The organism is Comamonas sp. Tr-654, from assembly GCF_011752915.1.
Lineage (GTDB): Bacteria > Pseudomonadota > Gammaproteobacteria > Burkholderiales > Burkholderiaceae_C > Comamonas.
Window position 1 is genome coordinate 235093 of sequence record NZ_VWWQ01000005.1, and the last position, 26772, is coordinate 261864.

Genomic DNA, 26772 nt, shown 5'->3' on the forward strand with positions numbered 1-26772 from the left:
TGCCCAGCGGCAGGGTGAGTTTGCCCGGCAACAGGCAACGTAAAAAAACCGACTTAAAACAGGATGGCGATTTTGCGCTCATTCCCAACAATTTGCTGACAGCATTGCAAGTTTTACGAAACATATCTGCGCGGACCTCTGGCGGCCATGCATGAAAAACCAGGGCTATTGCAGTCCGGCTTGATTCCCCTGCCCCACTGAGCCCCCCCGGCAAAGGCACAATGGAGGCCATGACGCAAGCCAAACCACTGTCGGAGCTGAGCCGACAATTTGTTTCGCATTTCGGCGAGATGGGCAGCCGCTGGGGCATCAATCGCACCGTGGGGCAGATCTACGCCCTGCTGTTCATTTCGCCCGAACCGCTGAACGCAGACCAGATTGCCGACACGCTAGAGTTCTCACGTTCCAATGTGAGCATGGGACTCAAGGAGCTGCAGGCCTGGCGGCTGGTTCAGCTGCGTCACCAGCCCGGCGACCGGCGCGAATACTTCCAGGCGCCCGAGGATGTCTGGGAAATCTTCAAGCGACTGGCCGAGGAGCGCCGCCGCCGCGAGATCGAGCCCACGCAATCCATGCTGCGTGCAGCCATGATGGAAGAAGCCAGCACCGACGAAGAGCGCTACGCCCAGCAGCGCATGCGTGACATGCACGAGCTCATCGACAAGCTGATGAGCTGGTTTGACGATGTGCAGCGTCTGTCCCCCGAGACCGCCATGCAGCTCATGGGCATGGGCTCGGCCGTGACGCGACTGCTGGACCTGAAGGACAAGATAACCGGACGGGGCAAGTCAGGCTCGGAGGCCTGACTCCGACCACTCAGGTGCTGGCCCTGGGCACCAGCCTGAAGCCCAGATCCACGCTAGCCTCTCTGACGGTGTCCCCTGCCAGCAATTGCAGCAGCATGCCGGCAGCTGTGCTGCCCACTTCGTCCCTGGGCGTGTGAATGGTGGTCAAGGGCGGCACCATCTGATCACTGCCCGGAAGGTCGTTAAACCCTGCGATCGCCACCTGCTGGGGCACTTTGACTCCCATGCGGTTGGCTTCCAGCAACGCGCCTTGTGCAATGTCGTCATTGCAGAAAAAGATGGCATCAACCGTGGTCTGGGCCTTGAGAAGCGTCTCGAACTGCCTTGCACCCAGTGCCAGTGATGAGCGCTCGGGATTGAGAATCTCCAGGCTCTGGTCATATAGACCCACCTGTTTGAGCACCTGCCGATAGCCTTCCAGGCGCTGCATGACACGTGCGTCGAGCTGGGCTCCGCAAAATGCGATGCGCCTGTATCCCTTGTCCAGCAGATGGCGGGTCATCTCGGCGCCCGCAGCAATCTGCGAGAAGCCCACGCTGTAGCAATCGGGACCGCTACCGGGCTCGCGCAATTCCATGAGATGCACGCGCGGCACGGGATTGGCGGCCAGCAGCTTCCGCGACTCTTCACTATGGTCGAACCCGGTCAGCAGCAGACCGGCAGGCCGCATGGGCAGATAGGCCCGCAGCAACTGCTCTTCTTCAGCCGGGTCGTAGTGGGTCACGCCGATCAGCATGTGATAGCCCTGGGAAAACAGCACCTTGTGCACCGCCTCCAGGACCTCCACGAACAAGGTGTTGGAGAGCATGGGCACCAACACCAGCACCTGGGTGCTTTTTTGCGAGGCCAGCGCGCGGGCCGCCAGATCGGGCACATAGCCCAGAGAAGCCGCAACCTCGCGCACTTTGTCGACCAGGGCCGGCGCTACTCTGCGCTCTCCGCGCAAGGCTCTGGAAACCGTCATCGGGCTCACGCCCGCAGCCTGTGCCACATCGCTGAGCGTGACACGCCCGCTGGCGCGAGACCGCCTTGAAGAAGCGCTGTCTACCGTGGTTTCACTCTTGGTACGGGTCTCGGGAGGCAAGGGAATCTCCTAATCAGATGCCTGAGGTTTCTTGATTATGATAGCGCTATCCAGACTTGAAATGAAGTCTGTGGAAGCAGCTTGATGAAAGCACTGACTTGCCTTCGACCGAGGTCCGAAGCCAATCGCAGAAAGCAGCAGGCTGCTCATTTTTTAACCACTTCGGATAGCGCTATCCAAAAATGATTCAAAGCAAGATCCAGCCTCCGGGCACCATGTCGGCACTCGTCGTCATGGGTGTCTCCGGCTGCGGTAAATCGAGCGCAGGAGAAGCCATCGCCCGGCAGCTGGGGTGGACCCTGGTGGAAGGAGACAGCTACCACTCCCCCCAGAGCGTGGCCAAGATGCAGGCCGGCATTGCCCTGACGGATGCCGACCGCGAAGGCTGGCTCGAACGCCTGGCGCAGCGACTGGCACAGGCAGATGCCGAACACGGCCTGGTGCTGACCTGCTCGGCGCTCAAGCGCAAGTACCGCGACCAGTTGCGCAGCGCACAGCAGCTGGGCTTTGTGTTTCTCGACCTCGACTACGCCACGGCGCTGGAACGCGTCCAGACGCGACCCGGGCATTTCTTCTCGCCCGACCTGGTGGCCAATCAGTTCACGACACTGGAAGACCCGCGTCAGGAGCCTGATGTCCTGACCGTCAGCGCCACCATGAACCTCAACGATATCGCGCTCGCGGCCCGGCAATGGGCAAGGCGCGAATCCCAAGCATAAAAACAGCAGGAGACAGCCAATGTCTGAAGATCGCAAAGAGGCACAGGGCCGCAAGCCATGGCTCAAGCGCCTGGCCGAAGGCCTGATGGTGCTGGCCCTGGCCGGCATGGTGATTGCCGTTTTCGTCAACGTGGTGCTGCGCTACGTTTTCCACACCAGCATCGTCTCCTATGAGGAGATCTCGCGCCTGCTGTTTGTGTGGCTGGTGGCCATCGGCGCCATCGTGGCGGCTTTTGAAGGCGCCCACCTGGGCTTCGACATGGTGACATCGCGGGTCGGCCCGGCCACCCGCAAAGTCCTGTTCTGGGTCTCGCAGCTGCTGATCGGTGTCTGCATGGCCTTGCTGCTGTGGGGCTCCTGGGAGCAGGTCGTTGCCGGCTGGAGCAGCTACAGCACCGTGCTGGGCTATCCCCTGGCGCTGGGCGCAGCGGCGACGTTGGTGCTGGCCATAGGTATGTTGCTGGTTGTGGTGCGCGACATGTTGCGCGGCACCCCGACCGAGTCTTCTGAAACCAGCGTGGAGTAAGGCGCCATGATCGTCACCCTGATTTTTCTCGCCGTGCTGATCGGCGGCATGGTGATCGGCATGCCGATTGCCCATGCACTGATACTCACCGGCGTAGCCCTGATGTGGCACCTGGACTTTTTCGACACCCAACTGCTCGCACAGAATCTGCAAGCCGGGTTTGACAACTTCCCGCTGCTGGCCGTGCCCTTCTTCATCCTCGCGGGCGAGTTGATGAATGCCGGCGGCCTGTCGCGCCGCATCATCGACCTGGCCCGCGCCTTTGTCGGTCATATTCCGGGCGGCCTGGGCTATGTGGCCATCGGTGCAGCCGTGCTGCTGGCCTCGATGAGCGGCTCGGCCATTGCCGACACCGCCGCGCTGGCCACCATATTGCTGCCGATGATGCGCGACCAGAAGTATCCCGACAGCTACAGCGCCGGCCTGCTGGCGTCGGGCGGCATCATCGCCCCCATCATTCCGCCGTCGATGCCGTTCGTGATCTACGGCGTCACCACCAACACCTCCATCAGCAAGCTGTTTCTCTCGGGCGTCGTGCCTGGCCTGTTCATGGGCGGCTTTCTGATTGCCGCCTGGTGGTTCATCGCGCGCAAATACCAGCTGACCTCGGGTGAGCGCGTGAGCTGGGGCCTGCGCCTGAAGGCACTGGCCAAGAGCTTCTGGGCCATGATGATGCCGGTCATCATCCTGGGCGGCCTCAAGGGCGGCGTGTTCACGCCGACCGAAGCCGCCGTAGTGGCCGCGGTCTATGCGCTGTTTGTCTCCATGGTGGTCTACAGGGAGATGAGCTGGAGCCGGCTCTACGAAGTCTTCCTGGGCGCCTCCAAGACCACTGCCGTGGTGATGTTCCTCTGCGGCGCAGCCACCGTGACCGCCTACATGATCACGCTCGCCGACCTGCCCAATATGCTGGCCGACAGCTTCTCGGGCCTGCTGGATCAGCCCCTGCTCTTCATGGCCGTGATGATGCTCTTCCTGCTCGTGGTCGGCACCGCCATGGATCTGACCCCCACCATCCTCATCTTCGGCCCGGTCTGCGCACCGCTGGCCGTCAAGGCCGGCATCGATCCGGTGTACTTCGGCTTCATGTTCATCTATGTGGGCTGTATCGGCCTGATCACTCCTCCGGTGGGCACGGTGCAGAACGTAGTGGCCGGCGTGGGCAGGCTGCGCATGGAGACCGTGATCAAGGGCACCAACCCCTTCCTGATGGTCTATGTGCTGCTGGCCGCCCTCTTCGTGCTCTTCCCGCAGCTGGTGACCGCGCCACTCAAGTGGATGCATTGAGGGCCAGGCCATGGCGATCTCAAAAACTCCCAAATCAATAGCTGTCAACGCTTACCACGTAAGCGCTAAAGCCCAATTTCGCTTCAACCAAAGGGCCCAGGCCCACACAAGCAAGGAGACGGGTATGCGTATCAAATTTGCAGTCGCAGGACTCACGGCAATGCTGCTGGCCACCGGCGCCGTCCAGGCGCAGGACTTCAAACCCCGCCTGGTGCGGTTCGGCTACGGCCTGGTGGAAGACTCCAACCAGGGTCGTGCGGTGCGCATGTTCGCCAAGGAAGTGGAAAAGGCCAGCGGCGGCAAGATGAAGGTTCGCGCCATCGGCAACGCCTCCCTGGGCTCAGACACCCAGATGCAGCAGGCCCTGATCGGCGGTGCCCAGGAAATGATGGTCGGCTCCACCGCCACGCTGGTGGGCCTGTCGCCCGAAATGGCGATCTGGGACACCCCTTTCCTGTTTGCCAACACCAAGGAGGCCGATGCGGTGCTGGACGGCCCCGTGGGAGAGAAGGTCAAGGCCAGCCTGGAGCCCAAGGGCATGGTGGGTCTGGTCTATTGGGAAAACGGCTTTCGCAATCTGACCAACAACAAGCGCCCCATCACCAAGCTGGAAGATCTGCAGGACGTGAAGCTGCGCGTGATGCAGAACAACGTCTTCCTGGACAGCTTCAAGACCCTGGGCGCCAATGCCGTTCCCCTGCCCTTCTCCGAGCTGTTCACGGCGCTGGAAACCAAGGCCGTTGACGGACAAGAAAACCCCTTCAACACGGTGCTGTCGAGCAAGTTCTATGAAGTGCAGAAGTACCTGACCGTCTCCAACCATGTCTACAGCCCCTGGATCGTGACGGTCAGCAAGAAGTGGTGGGACACGCTGAGCTCTGCCGAGAAGAAGGTGCTGCAGGACGCGGCGATCATGAGCCGTGAATTCGAGCGCAAGGACACGCGTGAAGAAGCCGCCAAGGCCCTGGCCGAGATCAAGACCAAGGGCATGCAGGTCAACGAACTGCCTGCCGCAGAAGCAAGCCGCATGCGCGACAAGCTCGGCGCCGTCAATGCCGGCATTGCCAAATCCGTGGGTCAAGGCACCTGGGATTCTGTGCAGACCGCCGTCAAGCAAGCTCGCGCCAAATAAGCGCGCAACCATGGAGCCATGCCCCTGGGGCATGGCCCTAACCCATTCCAAGACAATGCCTGCGCCCGAAGCACAGGCATTGCTGCCCAAGGACTTTCATCATGGCACTTCACCCCGTTCTGGACCAGGTGACGCGGCGCATCCAGGAGCGCAGCAGCGCCAGCCGCTCCGACTATCTGGCACAGGTCGATGCCATGGCCGCGCGCCCTCCACAAGTACGCACCATGGGCTGCGCCAATGTCGCCCACGCCTTTGCGGCTCTGCCCGGCTCGGACAAGATTCGCATCGTTGAGGAAAAAGGCCCCAATGTCGGCATTGTCACGGCCTATAACGATGTGCTCTCCGCCCATGCGCCGTTTGCGCACTATCCCGATATTCTGAAAGACGAGGCCAGGCGCAACGGCGCAACGGCCCAGGTGGCCGGCGGTGTGCCCGCCATGTGCGACGGCGTGACCCAGGGCATGCCGGGCATGGAGCTGAGCCTGTTCAGCCGCGACACGATTGCCATGTCCACCGCCGTGGCTCTCACGCATGACACTTTCGATGCAGCCCTGATGCTGGGCGTCTGCGACAAGATCGTTCCCGGCCTGCTGATCGGCGCCCTGCATTTCGGCCACCTGCCCATGGTGTTCGTGCCTGCCGGCCCCATGACTTCGGGCCTGTCCAACAGCGACAAGGCCAAGGTGCGCGAGCAGGCGGCGCAGGGCCTGGTCGGCCGGCAGGAGCTGCTGGCGGCAGAAAACGCGGCCTACCATGACCAGGGCACCTGCACCTTCTACGGCACGGCCAACAGCAATCAGATGCTGCTCGAAGCCATGGGCCTGCATGTTCCCGGCACAGCCTTCATCAACCCCGCCGACGCGGAGCGCGAACTGCTTACACGCGAAGCCATGCGTACCGTGCTGTCCATCACCCGGGGCCGCCGCTTTGCCCCCATCGGGCATGTCGTGGACGAGCGCTGCATCGTCAACGCCATGGTGGCCCTGCTGGCCACCGGCGGCTCCACCAATCACCTGATCCACTGGGTTGCCGTGGCCCGTGCCGCCGGCATTGTCATCGACTGGGATGATTTCGAGCAGCTGTCCGCGGTGGTTCCGCTGCTGGCCCGCGTCTACCCCAATGGCAGCGCCGACGTGAACCAGTTTCAGGCTGCAGGCGGCCCCGGCTACGTGATCGCCCAGCTGCTGCAGGCCGGACTGATGCATGGCGACGTGCTCACGGTGCGGCCCGAGGGGCTGGCTGCCTTCGGGCGCATCCCCCATGTCGAAAACCATCAGCTGCAATGGCAGGATGCGGGCATCTCCGGCGATGACACTGTTCTACGCCCTGCCAGTCGTCCCTTCAGCCCTACGGGTGGCTTGAAGCTGCTCAAAGGCAATCTGGGCCGCAGCGTCATCAAGATCAGCGCCGTGCCAGAAGATCGCCACGCACTGCGGGCACCGGCATGGGTCTTTGATTCGCAGGATGAGCTGCAGGCGGCCTTCAAATCCGGTGCGCTGGAGCAGGCCTGCCAGACCAATGGCTTCAATGGCGTCGTCTGCGTAGTGCGCTGGCAGGGTCCGCAGGCCAATGGCATGCCCGAGCTGCACAAGCTGACGCCTCCGCTGGCCGTGCTGCAAGGCAAGGGCTATGTCGTGGCCCTGGTCACCGACGGCCGCATGAGCGGCGCATCGGGCAAGGTTCCAGCCGCCATCCATGTCAGTCCCGAAGCACTGGCAGGCGGGCCGCTGGCCAAGGTGCAAAGCGGCGACATCATCGTGCTTGATGCCCCCGCCGGTCTGCTGCAGGCCGAGCTGACAGATGCCGAATGGCAGGCCAGACCGCAAGCCATCATGCCCGCCGAGCTGCAGCAGGCCAATCATCGCGGCATGGGCCGTGAACTGTTTGCCGGATTCCGGCGCAATGCGCTGAGCGCAGAAGAAGGAGCTTGCACATGGCTGCTCAAATGACCGCCTTGTCCATCATGCAGGATGCACCTGTGATTCCGGTCATCGTGCTGCACAGCACGGAACATGCAGTGCCCATGGCCGAAGCACTGCTGGCAGGCGGCATCAGGGTTCTGGAGGTCACGCTGCGTACGCCTCAGGGCCTGCCCTGCATAGAGGCCATCGCCAAACAGCTGCCCGAAGCCATCGTCGGTGCGGGCACCGTGCGCAATGCGGCCGATGCCGCAGCGGCAGCTCGGGCCGGCGCGAGGTTTGCCGTCAGCCCCGGCTACACCGGCAAGCTGGGACAAGCCTGCCGCGATCTGGACCTGCCGCTGCTGCCCGGCGTAGCAACCAGCAGCGAAATCATGATGGCTCAGGAAGACGGTTTTACCGAGCTGAAGTTCTTCCCCGCCGTGCAGTCCGGCGGCATCCAGATGCTGAAAGCCTGGCAAGGTCCATTCGGGGAGCTGCGTTTCTGCCCCACGGGCGGCATCTCACCCGCCAACGCGGCGGAGTTTCTGGCGCTGTCCAATGTGGTTTGCGTGGGCGGCTCCTGGCTGGTCCCCACCAGTGCGGTGGAGAGCGGCAACTGGTCGCTCATCACCGAGTTGGCCCAGGCGACGCAGACCTTGAGAAGCTCTCGCACGGCCTGAGCAGAACAAGGCCTGATCCATGGAAAAGCCCGGTCAGCTCAAGCCGACCGGGCTATTTCACGTCTTAGTGACTCAGGCGTCGGGCAGCGAATTGGTTCGCTCCAGAAGCTTGCGACGCGTTGCCTCGTCATCCATCAGCTCGAACCAGATCGCATTGAGCACGGCAAAGGCTGCAGCAAGCGGCAGACCCAGCAACCAGGAGAAATACCACATAAGTTTCCTTTCATTCGGCCCATCCACGGGATGAGCCCACCAGTTTTGAACCGCCCCGAAGAACGCAGCACAGCGTCCCGGGGGCATCCCGTCTCAATACGAATGGCCCTGGCCGGTCACGATGGCCTTCAGGTCCACCTTGCCGCGCAGCACCGAGTACACCCAGCTGGTATAGGCCAGGATCAAGGGCAGGAAGATCAGCACGCAGACCAGCATGATGAAGAGCACGACATGGCTGGAGGAAGAGTCCCAGACCGTCAGGCTGAAGCGTGGATCGATGCTGGAGGGCAGGATCATGGGGAACATGGCGGCCCCCACCGTCAGGATGATGCCGGCAATCGCCAGACCGCTGGCCAGCAGCGCCAGCCATTCGCGACGGCTGCGCAGGCCGATGGCCACGATCAGCGGCATGAGCAGGCCAATGCCGGGCACCAGCCAGAGCCAGGGATGGGACTTGAAGTTGGCCATCCATGCACCGGCAGCCACGGCTGCGGTCTTGTTCAAGGGGTTGGAGGGACCGACGGGGTTGATCTCGCTGGTAATCACATAGCCGTTGATGCCCGTAGCCAGCCACAGGCCGGCGGCCGCAAACAGCAAGGTGGTCAGCACGGCAAACAGGCTGCCATAGCGGGCCGCGCGGCTCGCGACTTCGCCATCGGTCTTGAACATCAGCCAGGCCGCGCCATGCATGAGCAGCATGGACAGCGAGACCAGACCGCAGAGCAGGGCAAAAGGCGTCAGCAGACCGAAGAAGCTGCCGTCGTAGTAAATGCGCATATCGTCGCCCAGACGAAACGGTACGCCAAGAATCACATTGCCCACGGCCACGCCGAACAGCAGCGCAGGCACCAGGCCCGTGATGCACAGCACCCAGTCCCAGCGGTTGCGCCAGGACGCATCTTCATGTTTGCTGCGGAACTTGAACGCCACGGGACGCAGGATCAGCGGCACCAGCACGGCAAACATGGCCAGGTAAAAGCCCGAGAAGGACACGGCGTAAAGCTGGGGCCAGGCCGCAAAGATGGCACCGCCACCCAGAATCAGCCATACCTGATTGCCTTCCCACACGGGGCCGACGGAGTTGATGGCTGTGCGGCGCTCGACATCGGTCTTGGCCGTGGCGCGCAGCAGGCCCATGGCGCCGAGGTCAAAGCCGTCGGTGACGGCAAAGCCCACCAGCAGCACGCCGAGCAGCAGCCACCAGATGAGGCGCAGCACGTCATATGAAATCAGTTCATGCAAGATCATTTGGTTGCTCCTCTCAGCTTTGGCCGCGTGCCAGCTTCTTGATCATGGGTTCGTAGAGGCTGAGATGAGGCTCGCTCTCATGCTCGGGGCCCTTCTTGATGGCCGTGACCATCAGCTTGAGCTCGATCACCAGCAGCACGGTATAGATCAGCACGAAGCCGGCAATGGTCAGCAACAGCGTCTTCGCACCCAGGTTCGAAACCGCCATGGCCGTGGGCAGCACGCCTTCGATGATCCAGGGCTGGCGACCCAGTTCGGCCACAACCCAGCCGCATTCGGCGGCAATCCAGGGCAGCGGAATCGAGAACACGGCCACCTTAAGCAGCCAGGGGTAGGCATCCAGCCTGTGGCGGGCAGCCAGCCAGAAGAAGGTGCCGGTCAGCACGATGAAGAACATGCCCAGGGCCACCATGATGCGGAAGGTCCAGAACAGTGGCCCCACGGGCGGTACGGTATCCATTGCCGCCTGCTGGATCTGCGCTTCGGTGGCCTTGCGGGGATCATCCACATAGCGCATCAGCAGCAGGGCGTAGCCCAGATTGGCACCATTGTTCTCAAAGCGCAGGCGTGCCTCGGCAGGAATCTCGGCATCGGTCTTGGCCTTGCGAATGGTCTGCAGCGCGTCGTAGGCGTCGATACCGTTTCGGATATTGCCCTCGGCATTCTTGACCAGTTCGTTAATGCCGGGAATCGGGGTGTCCAGAGAACGCGTGCCGATCAGGCCCATAACCCATGGGATGTGCACGGCAAAGTGGGTCTCGCGCGCCTCGCGGTCGGGGAAGCCGAAGGCGGTGAAGGACGCCGGTGCGGGCTCGGTCTCCCACATGGCTTCGATCGATGCCAGCTTCATCTTCTGGTGTTCCGAGGACAGGTAGCCAGACTCGTCGCCCAGCACCACCACCGACAGCGAAGCGGCCAAGCCAAAGGATGCAGCCACCGTCATCGAGCGCTTGGCCAGATGGATGTGACGGCCCTTGAGCAGATACCAGGCCGAAATGCCCAGCACGAACAGCGAGGCCATGACATAGCCCGCCGACACCGTGTGCACGAACTTGGCCTGTGCCACGGGATTGGTGAGCACGGCAAAGAAGTCATTCACTTCCATGCGCATGGTCTGAGGGTTGAAGCTCGCCCCCACGGGGTTCTGCATCCAGCCGTTGGCCACCAGAATCCATAGGGCCGAGAAGTTGGTGCCTATGGCCATCAGACATGTGACGATCAGGTGCTTGACCTTGGAAAGTCGGTCCCAGCCAAAGAAGAACAGGCCGACAAAGGTCGCTTCAAGGAAGAAGGCCATCAAACCCTCGATCGCCAGCGGCGCACCAAAGATGTCGCCCACATAGTGGCTGTAGTAGCTCCAGTTCATGCCGAACTGAAACTCCATCACCACGCCGGTGGCCACACCCATGGCGAAGTTGATGCCGAACAGCACGCCCCAGAACTTGGTCATGTCGCGCCAGATGGCACGGCCGGTCATCACATACACCGTCTCCATGATGGCGATGAGTATGGACAGGCCCAGTGTCAGCGGCACAAACAGAAAGTGGTAGAGCGCCGTTATCGCAAACTGCAGTCGCGATAAATCGACGATATCGAGGTCCATGGTCAGGTCCTTTCTCTCGGTACTTCAAAAATCAATCGGAAAAACATATGTCCTGCGGTGCAACAGCCCCCAAGGTGTCGGGCCTCAGCTTCGCCATCAACTGCTCGAACTCCGGCGTGCCGCGCAGGGCCTGCGCTTTCACCTGCCCTGCCTGCAGATACACGATGCGGTCGGCAAGGCACGCCTCACGCTGCCAATGCGTGGCAAAAATCAGCGTTCGTGCGCCGCTCTCGGCAGCCTGTGCCAGGCGCTGCAGAACGTCGGCAGCAGTGACGGCATCCAGTCCCTCGCTCACCTCATCGAGCAGCCAGCAACGGTCGGGGCTCAGCAGCAGCCTGGCCAGTGCCAGCCGGCGCGACTGGCCTCCGGACAGGCCCAGGCCGCCCTCACCCAGCATGGTGTCCAGCCCCTGTGGCAAGGCCATGACGTCGCGTCCGAGGCCTGCAGCCTGCAGGGCGGCCCACAATTGCTCATCGCCGGCCTTGGCGTCGGCCAGCCTCAGGTTGTTGCGCAGGCTGTCCTGAAACAGCTCGGTTCTCTGTGTCATCCAGCTGCAGCTGCGGGCCTGAACCACGCCCTCGTCCGGCTGCTGCTCACCTGCCATCAAGTGCAGCAAGCTGGTCTTGCCTGCACCGCTGCTGCCAATCAGTGCCACGCGCTCGCCCTGGCGCACATTCAGATCTACAGGGCCCAATTGACGAAGCCGCACAGACTGCAGGCTGAAGGCCATAGTCTGCATGGGCTGCGGCAGGCTCTGTGCCGTATCCGCTGCGGCCATCAGCGCGGGAGCCAGCCTGCGCAGCGCCAGCCAGGTGCGCCCGGCCTGCTCAGCCCCTCGGCGCAGGGCGGCAAACGGCTCAAGGGCAGATAGTGCCAGCAAAATACCCAGCGCAGCAACCGGCGCGTTGATGCGGCCCTGCTCCATCAGCCAGGCCATCAGCAGCACGGATGCGCTCAAGGTCATGGCCGACACCACACCATAAGCCTTGGCGGCAGCCGCCTCGGATTGATAAAGCCGCTCATCGGCCCGGGCACAGCGAGCATCGCTGTCCAACACCTGTTGTACCTGGGCAGTCAACTGGCCTGCCATCAGCAGCTCGGTCTGGCCGGCAACCAGATCCACGGTCTGGGCACGCATGGCCTCCAGTGCCATGGCACGGCGTACGGCGGCCTTGCGGCTGCGCAAACCATGCCACAGGGCAATGCCCCAGCCAGCCAGCAGCAGCCACGCCAGGGTCAACAGGCCCAGCCACCAGCGCATGAATCCGTAGGCCAGAGCTGCCAGCAAGGCCGCGCCCAGCGCCGCGATGGCAGGCACCAGCAGGCGCAGATAAAGATTGTCCAGTGCGTCCACGTCGGAGGTCAGGCGCTGCAGCAACCTGGCCGGGCGCTGCAGCAGCAGACGGGCGGCCTGTGGGCGAGCCCAGCTCAGAAACAGTCTCTGGCGCATAGCGGCCAGTACGGCCAGCGTGGCGTCGTGAGTCACCAGACGCTCTGCATAGCGGGCGCCGGTGCGGCCCACGGCCAGCAGGCGAATGCCGGCCGACGGCATGAACACATCGAACACCAAAGCGCTGGCCGGCGCCAGACCGGCCAGCGCCGTGGCCGTGATGAACCAGCCGGACAGGCCCAGCAAGGCCATGCCCATCAGCACCGTGAGTGCGGCCAGCGCGGCGCCGCCCAACCATAGCTTGCGCGGTGCCATCCGACCGAGCACCTTCAGCATTTCGCGCACTGAAAAAGCTTGCTTCTTCATGACTGCGGCCCCTGCGCCGGTTGCAGTAGCGGCAGTTCGATCACGCGATCCATGGCTGCGGCCAGTTGCGCGTCGTGGGTGGCAACCAGCATGGTGCGCCCCCTGGCCAGATGGCGCAGAGACTGCGTGATCTGGGCCGCTGTCTCGGGATCAAGATGGGCAGTAGGTTCATCGACCAGCAGCAGTCCGGCTTCCGTCTGCGCGGCCATGCGTGCCAGGGCCAATCTCACCACCTCGCCTCCGGAAAGCCCTGCGCCGCCCTCGCCCAGGCTCGCACCGGGGCGATGCGCCAGGGTCTCGTCAAGTGCCGCCTGCTGCGTGGCTTGGGCAATCTGTTCGGGCCCTACCGAGCTGCGCCCCAGCGCGATATTGCGCGCGGCCGAACCAGCAAACACATGCGGTAGCTGACCCAGCCATGCCATGCGCCGACGCAGCTGCGTTGCACTGCGGGCATCGAGTGCTTGCCGATCTAGTTCGATACGGCCTTGCTGTACCGGCAAAAGGCCGGCAATCTGCGCTAGCAGCACGGACTTGCCACTGCCACTGGGACTCCACAGCGCCACATGTTCCCCAGCCTGTATGTGCAAAGTCAGCGGTGCAAGGCTGGAGTCGCTGCCTGGAGCCTGAACCTTGAGCCCGCAAACGCTGATGGACACAGGCTTTCCAGGGGATAGCCGCTCATTGACCAAGGATGCTTCGGCGGCATGCTGCGCCCCCACAATCTGCACGGACTGGATCTGCATGTTCTGCAAGGTCTGCAGCGCTGCCTCGCCCGCAGCTCTGTCATGCCAGACGGCCGAGAGATCGCGCAAGGGCTCGAAAAACGCCGGCGCCAGCAACAGCACGAACATGGCTTGGCCCAGACCGAGCTTGTCGCCCCAGGCGCCGAAGTTCAGCGTGCCCAGCAGGTGAAAGCCTATATAGACGGCCACCATGGCCACGCCCAGCGCCGAGAGAAGCTCCAGCACCGCAGAAGATAGAAAGGCAATGCGCAGCACACGCATGGTGCGGGCGCGCAGATCTTCGGCATGGTCGCGCAGCCGCTGGCCTGTCAGATCCACGGCATGCAGAGCGCGCAGCGTGCTCAGACCGCGCAGGCGGTCCAGCAAGAAAGCGTTCATATGCCCCAGTTGCAGCATCTGCTCTTCGCTGGCCGCCTTGGCACGCCAGCCCACTATCGCCATGAAGAGCGGAATCAGGGGCGCGGCCACTATCAGAATCAGGGCCACCACCCATGACTGCCAGGCAACGGTTGCCAGAATCACCAAAGGCAGCAGGCGCACACGCCACATCGCGCTCTGATAGCGCGCAAGCCACGGAACAATGGCCTCGGCCTGTTCGACCATGGCGCTGGCAGCCTGACCCGAAGCAGGGCGGCTCTTGTCCAGCGGCGATGCCTGGGCCAGCGACTGCAGCACCAGAGCGCGCAAGCTGCTCAGCTGTATACGCGCGGCACGATTGGCGAGCAAGCCGCCATGACCTTCTGCCCAGGCGCGCAACAAACCCAGCAACAGCACGCCCGCCGCCATGGGCCAGACGACCGCCACGCCCTGCCCCTCGGCCATGAGCTGTACAGCCCAGGCCAGCAAGGCGGCCTGCGGCAGCCAGATCAGTCCGGCAAACACCTGCCATACCGCGCCCGCACTGGGGCGGCGGATGACGCTCGCCAGTGCGGCATGCGTCGCATCGGTCTGATTGTCTATTGAGGAAGAAGGTATTTGCTGCATTTCTTAATTTTCAGTATTTACTGAAATTAACGGAATACTACTCTTCTTTTGACAATCATCATGACTTGATATGCAAAAGCCAATTGCAGGACCGGGCCTACATTGATGTCCATCAACTCCACAACGATTTATCAAGGGTTAACCCTTGTTTTAGTCGTGCTTGAGCAACATCAGACGAGCAGGCCGCCCATGAAAAACGGCGTCCGAAGACGCCGTTGGCACAGGGGAGTTGCGGATCCGCTTCAGGCTGCCAGCAGGCTGGCCTTGGCTTCGGCATATTCGCGCTTGAGGCGCGCCACCAGCTCGGCGGTGGGCTGCACCTTGTCGACAGCACCGATGCCCTGGCCGCAACCCCAGATGTCCTTCCAGGCTTTTTGCGCACCGCCGCCAAAGTTCATCTTGCTGGGATCGGACTCAGGCAGATTCTCCGGATCCAGACCGGCTGCACGGATCGAGGGCGCCAGATAGTTTCCATGCACGCCGGTGAAAAGATTGCTGTAGACCACGTCGTCGGAGTTGCCCTCGACAATCGCCTGCTTGTACGCTTCCACGGCACGCGCCTCGTCGGTGGCGATGAAGGCCGAGCCGATATAGGCAAAGTCCGCTCCCATTGCCTGGGCCGCGAGAACTGCTCCCCCCGTGGCAATCGAGCCGGACAGCGCCAGCGGGCCGTCAAACCATTGGCGAATTTCCTGCACCAGGGCAAACGGGCTCTTCACGCCCGCATGGCCGCCTGCGCCGGCCGCCACGGCAATCAGGCCGTCGGCACCTTTTTCAATGGCCTTGCGCGCAAACTTGTTGTTGATGATGTCGTGCAGCACCACACCACCCCAGCTATGCACGGCCTGATTCACATCCTCACGTGCGCCCAGGCTGGTGATGATGATGGGCACTTTGTACTTGGCGCAGACCTGCATGTCGTGCTCGAGACGGTCATTGCTCTTGTGCACGATCTGGTTGATGGCGAACGGCGCCGAAGGACGATCGGGATGGGCCTTGTCCCAGGCTGCCAAAGTCTCGGTGATCTCGGCCAGCCAGTCTTCCAGCAACTCGGCGGGACGGGCATTGAGCGAAGGCATGGAGCCGACGATACCGGCCTTGCACTGTTCGATGACAAGCTTGGGATTGCTGATGATGAAAAGCGGCGAGCCGATGACAGGCAAAGCCAGTTTTTTAAGAACGGGTGGCAGCTTGGACATATGTTGTCTCCTTCTTCGTTTTGTATATAAAAGAGCTGTAGCGCTTGCTCCAGATACGCCGGCAGCTCTTATTTCAGAAGCAGTTCGTTGAACGATCCACTCTCTGGCACTCCTGTGCCGACAGCAGCCTCGTCCGACTGGCCGATGGCCAGTTTCGCCTGCCATGGCGCCACTTCCTGTCCCCTGGGCAACAGTTTCTGCATCTGTTTTGCACGGCGGATCATCGTGATGGAATTGGCTGCAAAAAAGGCCTGAACGAGAAGCGTGTCAGGCCTTGGTTTCTTACTGCGTCACACGTCCTGCGGCGTTGACGATGGACAGGTCCACATATTTGGAGCCCACTTGCCCGGGCTTGAAGTTCACCCAGTAGCCGCCCAGGTCAAGAGACTCCAGTCCGCGCAGGGCGGCGCTCATCTTCTCAGGCGTTACCGGCTGACTGCGACGCATGGCCTCCACGATGACCTTGGCATTCACATAGCCTTCCATCATGGCAAAGCTCACCGGCACGTCCAGCGACTTGCCGGCCGCAATCGTCGCATCACGGAACTCCTTGTTGAGCTTGCCCGAGACCTTGTAGGGACTGGGCACCACCTGGGCGATCGACAGGCCGCTCATGTACTCCACAGGCAGGCGCTTGGCCAGTTGCTCGATATCCGCCTCGGCCGTGGCATAGATCTGGGCCGTGCCGCCCTCCATGCGATAAGCCTCGACAAAGGCCGCCGTGGCAGGGCTGGAAGCCACCAGCAAAATGGCCTGGGGCGAAGCCTTGGAAGCCTGTAGCTCCTGCACGGCCTTGTCCGAGCCACTTCTGCTCTTGATCATGGCCGAGGTCACCATCTTGGCTCCACTTGGGTTCACGGCCTTGGTGACCAGGGCCGTCAGTTCCTGAGCATCGGGACGCTCCTCAAACACCAGGGCCAGGCGCGTGATGCCGACAGTGGCCAGATGGGTGGAAATCTTGGCAACCTGCTCTACCAATCCTGCGCGCGTGGAGAACATCTGCGCCGACGCCAGCACACGGGTGTCCGTGCTCTGATAGCCCACCAGCGGAATCTGCGAGCCATCCAGCGACTTGCTCTCGAGCAAGGCCGAGAGATTTCGATTGCCGAAATAACCGGCCAGCACCACGGGTTTGGACTCGCTCAGCAGTTTGCGGGTCTTGGCCACAGTCTCTTCGGGATGACCCAGATCATCAAGCGAAGCCAGCTCCACAGGTTGGCCCTGCACGCCACCGGCCTTGTTGACCTGGTCAAAGTACAGACGCATGCCCTGCGCATAGGCGCGCCCCTGACTGGCTTCAGCCCCCGACATCGGAGCCACCTGCCCCACCGTCCAGGCCTGTGCCACCAAAGCGGCACCCGCACACAACGCGACCAAACCGGCTCGCGCCAACACCCAATGCTTGCGATTCATCAGAGTCTCCCTCTCCATCAATGCAGTGGGTCTGAAACGCCCATGCAGCTGCCGAATTATTGTTGATGGCCCGGTCCGTGCGAGCCAGACGCCCATGGAAAAAGAGGGGCTTGAAGCCCCTCTTTTGATGTGCGCCAAATTACAGCGCCTTGACCAGTTCAGGCACGGCGGTGAACAGATCGGCTTCCAGACCGTAATCGGCCACCGAGAAGATCGGTGCCTCGGGGTCCTTGTTGATCGCCACGATCACCTTGGAGTCCTTCATACCGGCCAGATGCTGGATCGCTCCCGAGATGCCGCAGGCAATGTACAGCTGCGGCGCCACGATCTTGCCCGTCTGGCCCACCTGCAGGTCGTTGGGCGCATAGCCCGCATCCACCGCAGCGCGCGAAGCGCCGATGGCCGCCCCCAGCTTGTCGGCCAGCGGCGACATGACTTCCTGGAACTTCTCGGCCGAGCCCAGCGCGCGACCACCAGAGACGATGATCTTGGCGGCCGTCAGCTCGGGACGCTCGCTCTTGGTCACTTCGCGGCCCACAAAGCTGCTCTTGCCGCTGTCCGCAGCTGCAGCCACGGTTTCCACGGCCGCAGAGCCGCCAGTGGCAGCTGCTGCGTCAAAGCCCGTGGTACGCACGGTGATGACCTTGACGGCATCGGCAGACTGCACGGTGGCGATGGCGTTGCCCGCGTAGATGGGACGCTCGAAGGTGTCGGCCGAGTCGACCTTGGTGATGTCGCTGATCTGGGCCACGTCCAGCTTGGCGGCCACGCGAGGCGCCACGTTCTTGCCCGAGGCAGTCGAGGGGAACAGGATGTGGCTGTAGTTGCCGGCACCATTCCCAGCAAGTGCCAGCACCTGGGCGGCGACGTTCTCGGCCAGGCCGTCCTTGAGGCTGGCGCCATCGGCGTGGATGACCTTGGAGACACCGGCGATCTGGGCAGCAGCGGCGGCCGCAGCGGCCGCACCTTCGCCGGCCACCAGCACATGCACATCACCGCCGCAGGCCTTGGCAGCCGTCACGGTGTTCAGGGTCGCGGTCTTGATCGAAGCGTTGTCGTGTTCTGCAATAACGAGAGAAGTCATTTGTCGTTCTTCCTTTAGATCACTTTGGCTTCGTTCTTGAGCTTGTCGACCAGGGCGGCCACATCGGCCACCTTGACGCCAGCGCCGCGCTTGGCAGGCTCGGAGACCTTCACGGTCTTCAGGCGAGGCGTCACGTCCACGCCCAGGTCTTCGGGCTTGAAGGTGTCCAGCTGCTTTTTCTTGGCCTTCATGATGTTGGGCAAGGTGACGTAGCGGGGCTCGTTCAGGCGCAGGTCGGTGGTGATGACGGCGGGCGTGGCCAGAGCCACGGTTTCCAGGCCACCGTCCACTTCGCGGGTCACGTTGACCCTGTCGCCAGCGACTTCGACCTTGGAGGCGAAGGTGGCCTGGGGCAGATCGGCCAGGGCCGCCAGCATCTGGCCGGTCTGGTTGGCATCGTCGTCGATGGCCTGCTTGCCGCAGATGACCAGACCGGGTTGCTCCTTGTCCACCAGGGCCTTGAGCAGCTTGGCCACGGCCAGGGGCTGCAGCTCGACATCGGTCTCGACCAGGATGCCGCGATCGGCACCGATGGCCATGGCCGTGCGCAGGGTTTCCTGGCACTGGGCCACGCCGCAGGAGACGGCGATGACTTCGGTGACCACGCCTTTTTCCTTCAGGCGCACGGCTTCTTCGACGGCGATTTCGTCAAAGGGGTTCATGCTCATCTTGACGTTGGCGATGTCCACACCCGTGCCGTCCGACTTCACGCGGACCTTGACGTTGTAGTCCACCACGCGCTTGACAGGGACCAATACCTTCATTGCTGCGGCTCCTTAATGATTACTGCATTGACGTTTACGTAAACTGGATTCATTTTATGCGGCACTGCAACACTCTCTGCACAATTTTCCAGACAATCTGCCCGGAGAACTGTGCAGCAAGCTTCGCAAGCGGGCTGACACAAAAAGAACGACCGTTCTATTTTATGCACAAGCCATGCGAAATCATGGGTATCAGATGAGCCCAATCAGGGTAAAACCTAGGAATTGAGCCCATCAGCGCCATGCCTGCATTCAGACAGGTCTCACGGTAACATCGCCCGAAAGCAGCCTCGTCGTTCAAATGGACGGGCCTGAAGCACAAGACCGCGATGCGTGGCTGCAGCATCCGCCCGGATCAGCCAGCCCGGCAGGCGATGGCCGAGGTTTCAAGACCAGCCAGGCTTGCGCTTCTCGAGAAAAGCCAGGGCACCTTCCTGTGCGTCGGCATCCAGCATATTCGTCGCCATTGTCTGGCCCGCCAGCTGATAGGCCGACTCCAGTCCCATCTCCCGCTGGCGATAGACCAGCTCCTTGCCCATCCTGATGGCCGTACGAGGCTTGCTCACAATCGCCGCCACCAGCTCCTCCACGGCGGCATCGAGCCGCTCGGGTTCGGCCACACGATTGAGCAGGCCGTAGTGCAGAGCCGTCTGCGCATCGATGAATTCCCCCGTCAGCAGCATCTCCATGGACTGTTTGATGGGCATGTTGCGCACCAGCGGCACACTGGGCGTGGAGCAGAACAGGCCGTACTGAATACCGCTGGTGGCGAAGCGAGCATCGCTGCTGGCCACAGCCAGATCACATTGCGCCACCAGCTGGCAGCCTGCAGCCGTTGCAATACCCTGCACTCTTGCAATGACGGGCACCGGCAGCTTCTGAATCGACAGCATCATGCGGCTGCACTGGGCAAACAGTTGCTGGTAGTAAGCCAGCTCCGTGTTCTTGGTCATATCCTTGAGGTTGTGCCCTGCGCAAAAGGCCCGCCCCTCGGCCGCCAGCACCACCACACGCACCTGCCCGTCCCTGGCCACGGCATCCAGCGCCGACTGCAGGGCCGCAAGCATTTCACTGCTCAAGGCATTGAAGCGCTGCGGATCGCTCAGCGTGATGCGCGCCACGCCGCGCTCGTCCTGGCTCAGCTGCACTAAGGAATCGCTCATCGCTGTCTCCCTGCTTTCGGACTAGATATCGGCCAATACGCGCAGATGCGCCTCCACACTGCGCGCCAGCGGATCCATCACATAACCGCCTTCGAGGCATGAAACAATGCGGCCCTTGGAAAAGCGCCGTGCGATATCCTTGATGCGCGTGGTGATCCAGGCAAAGTCGTTTTCCGTCATGCCAAGCTGACCCATATCGTCTTCGCGGTGTGCATCAAAGCCGGCACTGATGAAGATCATCTCGGGCTTGAATGCTTCGAGGCGCGGAATCCACATCATCTCGATGATTTCGCGAATGTCCATGCCCTTGGTGTACGCGGCCACAGGCACATTCAGCATGTTCGCGGCCGGATCCTTGTCGCCGCTGAACGGATAGAAAGGGTGCTGGAAAATGCCGCACATCAACACGCGCGGATCTCCGGCCAGGATGTCTTCCGTGCCATTGCCGTGATGTACATCAAAGTCAATCACAGCCACGCGCTTGAGATGGTGACGCTCCAGCGCATACTTGACGCCCACGGCCACATTGTTGAAAAAGCAAAAGCCCATGGCCTGGTTGCGCGTGGCGTGGTGTCCGGGCGGACGCACGCTGCAAAAAGCGTTTTCCAGTTCACCGGCCAGCACTGCATCGGTAGCCGCCAGCGTGGCGCCCGCAGCGCGCAATGCGGCCTTGAAGGTGTGGCGGTTGATGGAGGTATCGGTGTCGAGCTGCCTGTACTCAGGCCCGCCGGCGGCCAGCTCCTGCTCCAGTCTGTCTGTCAGGCCCTGCAGGGCGGCAATATGCATGGGGTCGTGCGCCAGCTCAATCTCGGCCAATGAGGCCAGCGGCACATTGCAGCGCTCCAGCGCGTCGCCCACGCCACTGACCAGCAGCCTGTCTTCTATCGCGTCCAGCCGCGCCGGGCATTCAGGGTGGCCCGGCCCCATCTCGTGCAACCAGCAATCCCGGTGGGTGAAATAACCTGTCTTGCCCACAGTCATGTCTCCGCTATCGCTTATTTAGGATATGTTTCTGCCATGCATGCACAGAACACAATTAATGCGCTTTTGAGTCAGCTTAACACGGTGATGGAGGGCAAACCGGATCAGGTCAGAGACGGTGTCGCCTGTTTGCTGGCAGGCGGTCACTTGCTGATCGAAGACGTTCCCGGTGTAGGCAAGACCACCCTGGCCCATGCGCTGGCACGTAGTTTCGGCCTGCAGTTCTCGCGTGTGCAGTTCACTGCCGACCTCATGCCCAGCGACCTCACAGGCGTCTCCATCTACGACCGTGGCCAAGAGGCTTTTGTGTTCCACCCCGGGCCGGTGTTTGCCCAGGTGTTGCTGGCCGATGAAATCAACCGGGCCAGCCCCAAGACCCAGAGCGCACTGCTGGAGGCCATGGAGGAGCGCCAGGTCACTACTGAGGGCAAGACCCACAGCCTGCCCGCTCCCTTCTTTGTGATTGCCACCCAGAACCCGCTGGAGCAGTTGGGCACCTTTGCGCTGCCCGAAAGCCAGCTGGACCGATTCCTCATGCGCATCAGCCTGGGCTATCCCTCGCGCGATGCCGAGCGCAAGCTGCTCGCTGGCAATGGCCGCCGCGCCGCTGCCGACGCGCTGCTGCCCGTCATCTCCGAGCAGGAGCTGCAGCAGTTGCAGACCGCGGCACTGGCCGTGCATGCCAGCGACGCCCTGCTCGACTATGTACAGGATCTGATTGCTGCCACACGCAACGGCCAGTGGTTTGCCCAGGGCCTGTCGCCACGCGCAGGCATCGCGCTGCTGCGTGCGGCCAAGACCATCGCGCTGATGGAGGGCCGCGACTATGTGGCGCCCGACGATGTACAAGCCATACTGCCCCAGGTGATTGCCCACCGTCTGGTTCCCGTGGGCCATGCCGGCCGTGGTGCCGTGGAGCAGGTGCGCGCCATGATGCAGGCTGTTGCTCTGTCTTGATGCCGATGGACTTCGCCATGAATTTCATAGCATGAAGCGCTCGGCATCAAAGGGCAAACAGCCAGAAGCATCCAATACCCTCCGGCGGTTCTCTCCCCGTGCCAGGGTGCGCGAGTGGATGTTTGCGCGTCTGCCGCGCAGCGACCAACTCACGCTGACCCAGGGCAATGTCTACATCCTGCCCTCACGCGCGGGCTGGGCCATGCTGGCCACGCTGATCGTGCTACTGATCGCAGCCATCAACTACCAGCTCAATCTAGGCTATCTGCTCACCTTTCTGTTAGCGGGCAGCGCCGCCGCCAGCATGGTTGTGGGCCATGGCAATCTGCGCGGCCTGCAACTGAGCCTCGGCGGCGCAGGCTCGCAAGGCAACGCATCGAGCGGCTGTTTTGCCCATGCCCCCTGCCCCATGCATATCAGTCTGCACAATGCCCGCCGCTCGCGCCGCTGGGGCATAGGCCTCGCCTTGCACCAGACCCGGCAAAGCGCCGATCACTCCGATGCCTGGACCTGGGTCGATATCCCCGAGCAGGGCAGTACCGCCGTGCAGCTGAGCTTCATACCCACACGCCGCGGCCGACAGGAGTTACCCGCCGTCTCCATACTCACGCGCTACCCGCTGGGTGCATTTCGCGTCTGGGCCCTGTGGCGGCCCCAAACCCTGGTCTGGGTCTATCCCGCACCGGAAACCCATGCCCCGCCGCTACCGGCCGCCAGCCCCGAAGCCGGCGGCCGCAGCAGTGCCCAGGTACGCAGCGGTGATGAATTCGACGGCGTGCGCAGCTATCAGAATGGCGACCCGCTCAAGCTGGTGGTGTGGAAAAAAGCGGCCCAGTCCTTTGCAGCAGGCGGTCATCAACTGGTCAGCCGCGACCGGCCCATGGCCCACCATCACCGGCTCTGGCTCGATGTGCGCCAGACCGGCCTGGCCGACCATGAGGCGCGCCTGTCACGCCTCGCCGCCTGGGTGCTGATGGCTCAGCAGCAAGGCCGCACCTGGGGCCTGCGCCTGCCTGGCGGCCAGGAAATCGCACCGGCCAGCGGTGCACAGCACACCACGCGCTGCCTCGAAGCATTGGCCGCCTGCCCATGAAAAAACACAGCCCCCACGTTCTCTTCGACGAGCGGCTACTGCCCATCCGCAAGACCACTCTTCACCCCGGGGGAGCCCGGCGATGAAGAACCCCGCCACCTTCGGCCGGCCCATCCAGGGCAGCTGGCGACAGCGCCTGACAGCCCTGCCGCGCGATGCACGAGACACCCTGTTTCTGCTCGCCGTCATCGCCTGGATCATGCTGCCGCAGATCCAGCACACCGCCTGGTGGACCTGCACCTTTGCTGCAGCCCTGTTGCTATGGCGAGCACGCCTGGCGCTGACCGGCGCCCCCCTGCCCGGCCGCTGGGTGCTGGCAGGCACGCTGGCTGTTGCCATTGCCGCCACCTGGGCCACGCACAAGACCATTGTGGGCCGCGATGCCGGCGTGACACTGATCGTCATGCTGCTGGCGCTCAAGACGCTGGAACTGCGCGCCCGGCGCGATGCCATGGTGGTGTTCTTTCTGAGCTTCTTCGTGTTGCTCAGCAATTTTTTCTATTCCCAGTCGCTGCCCACTGCCGTGGCCATGGTGCTGGGACTGATGGGCCTGCTCACGGCCCTGGTCAACGCCCATATGACAGCGGGCAAACCGCCATTGATGCAGGCACTGCGCACCGCGAGCTGGCTTGCACTCTGGGGCGCACCCGTGATGGTGGCGCTGTTCCTGTTCTTTCCGCGCATGGCGCCGCTATGGGGCGTACCGTCCGACGATATGGCCGGCCGCTCGGGGCTGTCGGAGAACATGCGCGTGGGCGAAGTCGCTGCGCTGGCTCTGGACGATAGCGTGGCCCTGCGCCTCCGATTCGATACTCCCGGAGGCCAGGAGCCGCCCGCCAACACCCTGTACTTTCGCGGCCCCGTGCTCAGCCAGTTTGATGGCCGTAACTGGCAGGCCGATCCTGTGCTTGACGCCATGACCATGCCTCAGCTGCGTGTGAGCGGTGAACCCGTTCGCTACCAGATGCTGATCGAGCCCAGCAAGCGCCGCTGGCTGACGCTCCTGGACGTCGCCAGGACCGAGCCCCAGATTCCGCCTGGCGCCTCGGTAGGCAGGCTGCGCATGAGCTCCAGCCTCCAGTGGCTGAGTTGGCGCCCGATTACCGATGTGCTGCGTGTCGATGCCCAAAGCTATCTCGACTTCAGCCACGGACCGCTGCAGCTCACGCCAGAACTCAAACGCTATCTGCAGCTGCCGGCCGGCAGCAACCCACGCACACGGGCTTTAGGCGCACAACTACAGGCCGAATTACGCGCCCAACCGGGCTCTGATGCGGATACGGACAGATTGATTGCCGCCGCCCTGCAGCGCCTGAAAACCGGCGGCTACACCTACACACTGGAGCCCGGCGTGGTGGACAGCGTCCACACCGCCGATGACTTCTGGTTCGACAGCAAGCAAGGCTTTTGCGAGCACATCGCCTCAGCCTTTGCCGTGCTCATGCGCGGCATGGGAGTGCCCGCGCGCATCGTGACCGGCTACCAGGGCGGCGACCGCAACAGCGTGGACAACTACTGGACCGTGCGTAACAGCGATGCCCATGCCTGGACCGAAGTCTGGATTGCCGGCCGGGGCTGGGTCCGTGTGGACCCCACGGGCGCTGTCGCACCCAGCCGGGTCGGCCAGTTCCAGCGCCTGAGTGCCCCCCCCGGCGCCTTTGCCAGCGCAGTTGGCAACTTCGTCGATACCGGCACGCTGGAGAAGCTGCGAGCCGTCTGGGAGGCCGTCAACAACCGCTGGAACCAGTGGGTGATCAACTACACCCAAAGCCGTCAGCTCAATCTGTTGCAAAGCCTGGGCTTCGAGTCGCCGAGCTGGACGGATCTGCTGCGCCTGCTGGCGGGCAGCTTGAGCGCCCTGGCGCTGCTGTGGCTGATCTGGGCCCGCGCCACACGACCGCAGCGCGATGGCTGGGCTCAGCTCATGCACACTGCCAGGCTGCGGCTGCAGCGCGCCGGCATAGCAAACGGCGCCAGCGACTCTGCGCGCAGCCTCTCGCGCCGCGTGCAGGAGCGCTGGGCCGAGGAATCGGCATCTGCCCCCCTGGCTGCGGCCTTATCCGACTGGCTGCTGGACATGGAGAGGCTACGCTATACGCCATCCTCCAACACCGAATCCAACGAACTGAAAACCTTGCGCCAACGCTGGCGGTCCATCCAGAAGCAGCGCTGGCCCCAAACCATCAAAAATTAAAAACATGAGCATCCACCCCAATCACAGCAATCGCTTCAGTACTAGAACATTGAGCACTCTGGCCCTGTGCCTGCTGACCGCCGGCGCCATCGCCGCACCGGCAAAAAAGGCCGTCCGCAAGGCCGCACCGGCAGCAGCAGTCACGGCTGCAGCCGCTACGGCCGTGGCTTATGCCGGCCGCAGCGACGCCATGCAACTGGCCGACGAAATCGCGGCCCGCCGCGATCTGCCTGTCGACTGGGTGCGTGCACAACTGAGCGAGGCACGCAATCTGCCCGTGGTCACACGCCTGATGACCCCGGCCGGCAAGACCTTTGTGAAGAACTGGACCGTATACCGCAGCCGCTTCATCGACCCAGTGCGCATACGTGCCGGCGTGCAGTTCTGGCAGGCCAACCGCCAGGCACTCGCGCGAGCCGAGCAGCAGTTCGGCGTGCCCGCAGAGATCATCGTCGGCATCATCGGCGTGGAAACCATTTACGGCCGCAACATGGGCAACTTTCGCGTGATGGATGCACTGACGACGCTGGCTCTGGATTTTCCGCAGGCCCACCCTCGTGCACAGGCCCGCAGCGACTACTTCCGTGGCGAGCTCGAGCAGGTACTGGTCACGGCCAGCCGCACGGGCAGCGACCCGTTTGCACTACGCGGCAGCTATGCCGGCGCCATGGGCCTGGGCCAGTTCATGCCCACCAGCTGGGACAAGTACGCAGTCGACTTTGACGGTGACGGTCGCATAGACCTGTTCAATAGCGCCACCGACGCCATCGGCTCGGTCGCCAACTACTTCGTCGGCCACGGATGGAAACCGGGCCTGCCCACGGCCTTCACGGTGGACATGCGCGCCCAGGGCGAGAATCTGGCAACCCTGCTGGCGCCCGATATCAACCCCACGTTCACGGCCGCGCAGATGAAAGAACGCGAAGTGCGGGTGCTCGGAGCCGACAGCTATGAGCGTCCGCTGGCACTCATCGAGCTGAAGAATGGCAGCTCCGGCCCCACGGAGTACATCGCAGGCACCGAGAATTTCTACGCCATCACGCGCTACAACTGGTCGGCGTTCTATGCGCTGTCAGTGATTGAGCTGGGACGGGAGGTGCATGAGGCCTATCTGAGCAGCCAGACCGCTGCGGCCATACGAAACTAAGCCAATTCCGGATCAATCTTTTTATCAGACATCGGTTTCAGCTATAGATTCAGTAGCAACCCTGTACCCACAGCGCTTGCCGACGCGAGAGCACT

General features: G+C 62.8%; 24 protein-coding genes. 11 read left to right on the plus strand and 13 right to left on the minus strand.

All coding sequences use genetic code 11. The features are described from left to right. Window positions 1-221: 221 nt before the first annotated feature. Entirely contained in the window at window positions 222-806 is a 585-nt protein-coding gene (locus tag F3J24_RS16760; RefSeq protein WP_003053080.1) for a GbsR/MarR family transcriptional regulator, read from the plus strand. A gap of 10 nt (window positions 807-816) precedes the next feature. Here the strand turns inward: F3J24_RS16760 and F3J24_RS16765 are convergent, their stop codons facing one another. Beyond that, a complete protein-coding gene (locus F3J24_RS16765) occupies window positions 817-1890 on the minus strand; it encodes a LacI family DNA-binding transcriptional regulator (RefSeq protein ID WP_167008730.1) in 1074 nt (357 codons plus the stop codon). A gap of 182 nt (window positions 1891-2072) precedes the next feature. On the opposite strand from F3J24_RS16765, the gene F3J24_RS16770 reads away from it, so the two are divergent. From F3J24_RS16770 to eda, 6 genes are all read left to right on the plus strand, one after another. After that, entirely contained in the window at window positions 2073-2609 is a 537-nt protein-coding gene (locus F3J24_RS16770) for a gluconokinase (protein ID WP_167008733.1), read from the plus strand. Window positions 2610-2628: 19 nt separating this feature from the next. After that, a complete protein-coding gene (locus F3J24_RS16775; protein WP_167008736.1) occupies window positions 2629-3135 on the plus strand; it encodes a TRAP transporter small permease in 507 nt (168 codons plus the stop codon). A 6-nt stretch (window positions 3136-3141) separates the two neighbouring features. After that, a complete protein-coding gene (locus F3J24_RS16780; RefSeq protein WP_167008739.1) occupies window positions 3142-4422 on the plus strand; it encodes a TRAP transporter large permease in 1281 nt (426 codons plus the stop codon). Window positions 4423-4546: 124 nt separating this feature from the next. Continuing rightward, a complete protein-coding gene (locus F3J24_RS16785) occupies window positions 4547-5554 on the plus strand; it encodes a TRAP transporter substrate-binding protein (protein ID WP_167008742.1) in 1008 nt (335 codons plus the stop codon). Window positions 5555-5655: 101 nt separating this feature from the next. Then, a complete protein-coding gene (edd, locus tag F3J24_RS16790; protein WP_167008745.1) occupies window positions 5656-7503 on the plus strand; it encodes a phosphogluconate dehydratase in 1848 nt (615 codons plus the stop codon). After that, window positions 7488-8135, plus strand: a complete 648-nt coding sequence (eda, locus tag F3J24_RS16795; protein WP_167008748.1) for a bifunctional 4-hydroxy-2-oxoglutarate aldolase/2-dehydro-3-deoxy-phosphogluconate aldolase — start codon at window positions 7488-7490, stop codon at window positions 8133-8135. Before edd ends, eda begins: the two co-directional genes overlap by 16 nt. A gap of 72 nt (window positions 8136-8207) precedes the next feature. On the opposite strand, the gene cydX is transcribed toward eda, so the two are convergent. The 12 genes from cydX to F3J24_RS16855 all read right to left on the minus strand — a co-directional run bounded on the left by cydX (window position 8208) and on the right by F3J24_RS16855 (window position 21286). Next, window positions 8208-8348, minus strand: coding sequence for a cytochrome bd-I oxidase subunit CydX (cydX, locus tag F3J24_RS16800; protein WP_019043872.1), 141 nt, complete (start codon window positions 8346-8348; stop codon window positions 8208-8210). A gap of 93 nt (window positions 8349-8441) precedes the next feature. After that, the gene (gene cydB, locus F3J24_RS16805) at window positions 8442-9596 is read right to left on the minus strand and encodes a cytochrome d ubiquinol oxidase subunit II (RefSeq protein ID WP_167008751.1); all 1155 of its coding nucleotides are present in this window, start codon (window positions 9594-9596) and stop codon (window positions 8442-8444) included. A gap of 13 nt (window positions 9597-9609) precedes the next feature. Then, complete coding sequence (locus tag F3J24_RS16810) at window positions 9610-11199, minus strand: cytochrome ubiquinol oxidase subunit I (protein ID WP_167008753.1); 1590 nt, start codon at window positions 11197-11199, stop codon at window positions 9610-9612. Between the two features lie 31 nt (window positions 11200-11230). Further along, window positions 11231-12955: an amino acid ABC transporter ATP-binding/permease protein gene (locus F3J24_RS16815; RefSeq protein WP_167008755.1), complete on the minus strand. Its 1725-nt coding sequence runs from the start codon at window positions 12953-12955 to the stop codon at window positions 11231-11233. Then, window positions 12952-14682 (minus strand): thiol reductant ABC exporter subunit CydD, encoded by a 1731-nt coding sequence (gene cydD, locus F3J24_RS16820; protein ID WP_205244820.1) that lies wholly within the window; start codon window positions 14680-14682, stop codon window positions 12952-12954. Before cydD ends, F3J24_RS16815 begins: the two co-directional genes overlap by 4 nt. 242 nt (window positions 14683-14924) lie before the next feature. Further along, window positions 14925-15881 carry a nitronate monooxygenase family protein gene (locus F3J24_RS16825; protein WP_167008757.1) on the minus strand — a complete coding sequence of 319 codons (957 nt, stop codon included), beginning with the start codon at window positions 15879-15881 and terminating at the stop codon, window positions 14925-14927. A 68-nt stretch (window positions 15882-15949) separates the two neighbouring features. Beyond that, complete coding sequence (locus F3J24_RS16830) at window positions 15950-16105, minus strand: hypothetical protein (protein WP_167008759.1); 156 nt, start codon at window positions 16103-16105, stop codon at window positions 15950-15952. A gap of 58 nt (window positions 16106-16163) precedes the next feature. Continuing rightward, window positions 16164-17294, minus strand: coding sequence for an ABC transporter substrate-binding protein (locus F3J24_RS16835; protein ID WP_167008761.1), 1131 nt, complete (start codon window positions 17292-17294; stop codon window positions 16164-16166). 139 nt (window positions 17295-17433) lie between these two features. Then, window positions 17434-18378: an electron transfer flavoprotein subunit alpha/FixB family protein gene (locus F3J24_RS16840; protein WP_167008764.1), complete on the minus strand. Its 945-nt coding sequence runs from the start codon at window positions 18376-18378 to the stop codon at window positions 17434-17436. A 14-nt stretch (window positions 18379-18392) separates the two neighbouring features. Continuing rightward, a complete protein-coding gene (locus tag F3J24_RS16845; protein WP_167008767.1) occupies window positions 18393-19142 on the minus strand; it encodes an electron transfer flavoprotein subunit beta/FixA family protein in 750 nt (249 codons plus the stop codon). A gap of 386 nt (window positions 19143-19528) precedes the next feature. Next, window positions 19529-20305 carry an enoyl-CoA hydratase gene (locus F3J24_RS16850; RefSeq protein ID WP_167008770.1) on the minus strand — a complete coding sequence of 259 codons (777 nt, stop codon included), beginning with the start codon at window positions 20303-20305 and terminating at the stop codon, window positions 19529-19531. A gap of 21 nt (window positions 20306-20326) precedes the next feature. Further along, on the minus strand, window positions 20327-21286 hold the full coding sequence (locus F3J24_RS16855; RefSeq protein ID WP_167008773.1) for a histone deacetylase family protein: 960 nt from the start codon (window positions 21284-21286) through the stop codon (window positions 20327-20329). 36 nt (window positions 21287-21322) lie between these two features. Between F3J24_RS16855 and F3J24_RS16860 the strand changes: the two genes are divergently transcribed. From F3J24_RS16860 to mltB, 4 genes are all read left to right on the plus strand, one after another. Then, on the plus strand, window positions 21323-22243 hold the full coding sequence (locus F3J24_RS16860) for a MoxR family ATPase (RefSeq protein WP_167008776.1): 921 nt from the start codon (window positions 21323-21325) through the stop codon (window positions 22241-22243). 31 nt (window positions 22244-22274) lie between these two features. Beyond that, a complete protein-coding gene (locus F3J24_RS16865; protein WP_167008779.1) occupies window positions 22275-23336 on the plus strand; it encodes a DUF58 domain-containing protein in 1062 nt (353 codons plus the stop codon). Between the two features lie 82 nt (window positions 23337-23418). Continuing rightward, on the plus strand, window positions 23419-25530 hold the full coding sequence (locus tag F3J24_RS16870) for a DUF3488 and transglutaminase-like domain-containing protein (RefSeq protein WP_167008782.1): 2112 nt from the start codon (window positions 23419-23421) through the stop codon (window positions 25528-25530). Window positions 25531-25534: 4 nt separating this feature from the next. Continuing rightward, window positions 25535-26677 (plus strand): lytic murein transglycosylase B, encoded by a 1143-nt coding sequence (mltB, locus tag F3J24_RS16875; protein WP_167008785.1) that lies wholly within the window; start codon window positions 25535-25537, stop codon window positions 26675-26677. Window positions 26678-26772 lie beyond the last annotated feature (95 nt).